4 protein-coding genes are annotated in these 2,972 nt (G+C 33.1%); all 4 read left to right on the plus strand.

Annotated elements, in window-relative coordinates; translation table 11 throughout:
- Nucleotides 1–570: HNH endonuclease (locus QW71_RS35815; RefSeq protein ID WP_160311866.1), on the plus strand; the 570-nt coding region annotated here is incomplete at its 5' end.
- 17 nt (nucleotides 571–587) lie between these two features.
- Complete coding sequence (locus QW71_RS35820; protein WP_039310719.1) at nucleotides 588–938, plus strand: hypothetical protein; 351 nt, start codon at nucleotides 588–590, stop codon at nucleotides 936–938.
- 546 nt (nucleotides 939–1,484) lie between these two features.
- Nucleotides 1,485–2,192, plus strand: a complete 708-nt coding sequence (locus tag QW71_RS35825; protein ID WP_039310722.1) for an Imm3 family immunity protein — start codon at nucleotides 1,485–1,487, stop codon at nucleotides 2,190–2,192.
- Between the two features lie 142 nt (nucleotides 2,193–2,334).
- Nucleotides 2,335–2,745, plus strand: a complete 411-nt coding sequence (locus tag QW71_RS35830) for a hypothetical protein (RefSeq protein WP_039310725.1) — start codon at nucleotides 2,335–2,337, stop codon at nucleotides 2,743–2,745.
- Nucleotides 2,746–2,972 lie beyond the last annotated feature (227 nt).

Here is a 2,972-nt window from a genome sequence, read left to right on the forward strand (position 1 = left end):
TTAGAAGTCAAGGCAAAGGAGATTGAGGAACCTCGTATTGAGGGGACGGGTGGAGCAAATCTAAAAAATATAGATGATTTTATAAATGGGTATAAGAAATTTGATGAAGTAATTGAAGATTATGCGAAAATATATAAAGTACAAGTTGATTCAAACAAACCTTGGTCTTGGGATGATACTATCCCTGGTGGAGATAGCTTGTCTTCTGCTCAAAAAAGGAAAATAAAGGAGTTGGCAGTTGCGAATGATCATATTCCAGAAATAAAGGTTATCAAAGTTGATGGGATGAGATATGGATTTGCAGATTTTGCTGGTGCAGGTGTAGTTGAAGAAACTGTTCAGCTACCAGAAGAATTATGGGAATTATCGGATAAAGAGCAGTTTAAGTGGTTAGATGAACAGATAGGTGGCACGAGGAAAGGAATGACGTGGCATCATACGGAATTCCCGGGTAAAATGGAACTTGTTCCATTTGGTATTCACAACATTACACCTGCAGAACAACTTTGGAGTAACTATAGAACTGAGCGGCAATATCTAATAGAAAACTTTGGTCCTGTAAGTGAATAAAAGCGAGGTGATGAAAATTGAAACCTTTAAGTTTATCGAGGGAAATAAGAGAAGGTAAGTTAAACGATCAAGAAATTATCAAATGTTTAGATATTCATCATAATAAGGTTTTAGTCAGTGCAATAAGTCAGATTATCAGCAGAAAGCTGTGTAATGAAGAAATCATCTCTAAGCTTACAGATATTAGTAAATTCAGAGATCCAAAGGTAAATAAACTCTTTGGTGTAGACACTATAGGGCATTACAGTATAGCAGCACTTTTTGTTATGGATACACTTGAATCGAAAAGCAAGTATGAGGAACTAATAGTTGATCTTGATAATTGGGATAAAGAAATTGTGGAGAGAATAGCAGAAGGAATAAGTTGATTGCCATCAATGACGGGGACGAGTGATTTATTATTCAAATTTCGTTAAATCAGACAGGTCGACTATGGTCAGATACCACCATAATTGACCTGTTATTTTGTTATCTAACAGAATTACAGGTCCAAATTCACCGCTAAATATAAAAATATCACAGTAGAAGTTATTCATAACAATGGAAGTAGGATAAAATAAAAGATTCTTGAGAGGATTAACACTTTATGGATGATTGGGAATATGTAGAGCTATTTGAAGCAGTGAATAGAAATTAAGGAATTGTTAAATGAATTTAACCCTAACCAACTACTTGGATTGATAATAGACGAAAATCTTGCTGATTTGATTACTGGAATTAAAAATGTACTAATTTCTCTTAAAGAATTGCCCGTTGATTATAATACTAAATTTGAAAAATAATAGACATCTAATCATTACCGAATAAGTAACCGGTCAATTGTGATCAGATACGTAATGGTTCTGATGGACCTTTTTTGTTTCAGGAATGAGGGGCACCGGAAACTTCAAAATGATCTTTCGGAGGTTTGAAAAATGGCTATTAGTTATGAAGAGTACATGGAATACATAAATGAAACTTACACTGAATTTAAAAATGAGGAGAAGCTGAGTAATAAGGAGGCTATTGCGCGAACATTTAATGAATATGATATGTCAATGAATAAAAGTGAAACGGACAAAGCGGTAATAAGTGTAACAATTGCAGAAATTTTAGTTTCTCATAGTAGGGTTTTGAATACTTTTAAAGAATACATGTTAAAAACGATATCAAATCTTAATCTCCAATTAATTGAACAAAATGATAAATTATCACATGATCAATATAAAGCCTTGCTTTTACGCAGGGAGCAGGTTCTTAATCAATTAGAAAAAATACCAATGGATTATTATCCTAGAGTATGCTGGTATTATGAAGAATTGACAGATGAGGTGAATAAGTTCTTTAATCAAATCAATACTGGCGACACAAACAAAGATGAAATCATCGCCAAAGTATTGAAACGGTTTGAACGGGACTCTAATAATACGTTAAGTGAAAAAATAATTATTTATACAACATTGGCTGAAAATTTGTTGAAACTTGGTTGCACAAATACAGCAGACGTTCAGATAATTAAAGAGGAATTACAATCATTCAATGTGAAAAATATTCAAAATGAACAACTGGTAGAGAGGGAGAAAGAAAATCTAGTATTAAGAATTGATAGAGTATTAGAACATTTCAGTCATATCGAACTGTAGTAAAATTTTTGCAAAAGTGCAATCTAAATTCCGGTGCGTTACAAAGAACAGCTAGATTATGGTCAGACACTCTAATCTAGCTGTTTTTGAGTTATCTTCATAAATTTACGATATTCCTGTTGAATCAGAGAAGAGGTTATTCATGAAAAACGGAAAATTTGCACTTTACTTAGGAAAAGAATATATGTCTGGTTTAAATAAAGAAGGAAAAGTAATATTGCGTTCCAGTGATTTGAAGGATGTGGATAAGGGATTTGAGTTGTGCGAACCGTTCCAATACAAGGATAGTAAAGAAGAAATTTTTTGTATCAAATATGTGGCTCAATCAGAGGTAGAAGCTTTTTACAGAATAAAAACAAAAGCAATATATAAAGGATGTACCTTTGAAGTGGCTGATGAAACTGATGACATGGTCTCTATAGTAACTATGATTGGAGATTATAGAGTTTGGCGTAGCTTTGGTATGGACTGTATGGATAAAGGCGTGTATCAAAAATGGATTGATAAAAATGAAGCAGTTATCATATTTGAAAAAGAGAAATTATATATTTAAAGGTCATTATCCCGTGGATAAATATTATTTAAATGGAAGAAAAAGCCGATATATAATAAGTGACTTTACTCGCTCTAGGCAAGTGACACTCATACATAATTAGTTTCTAGGCAGTGAATCTTATAGCGAAATCGTGCTGTCCTATGGTGATTTGAGCTTCTGAAATACAATATTAAACCAAGATCAGGAAGCAGGGGATCAGATTGTCTTCCGCCAAATTAATATTC

Origin of the sequence: Paenibacillus sp. IHB B 3415 (assembly GCF_000802655.2) — a bacterium.
GTDB classification, from domain to species: domain Bacteria; phylum Bacillota; class Bacilli; order Paenibacillales; family Paenibacillaceae; genus Paenibacillus_AQ; species Paenibacillus_AQ phytohabitans.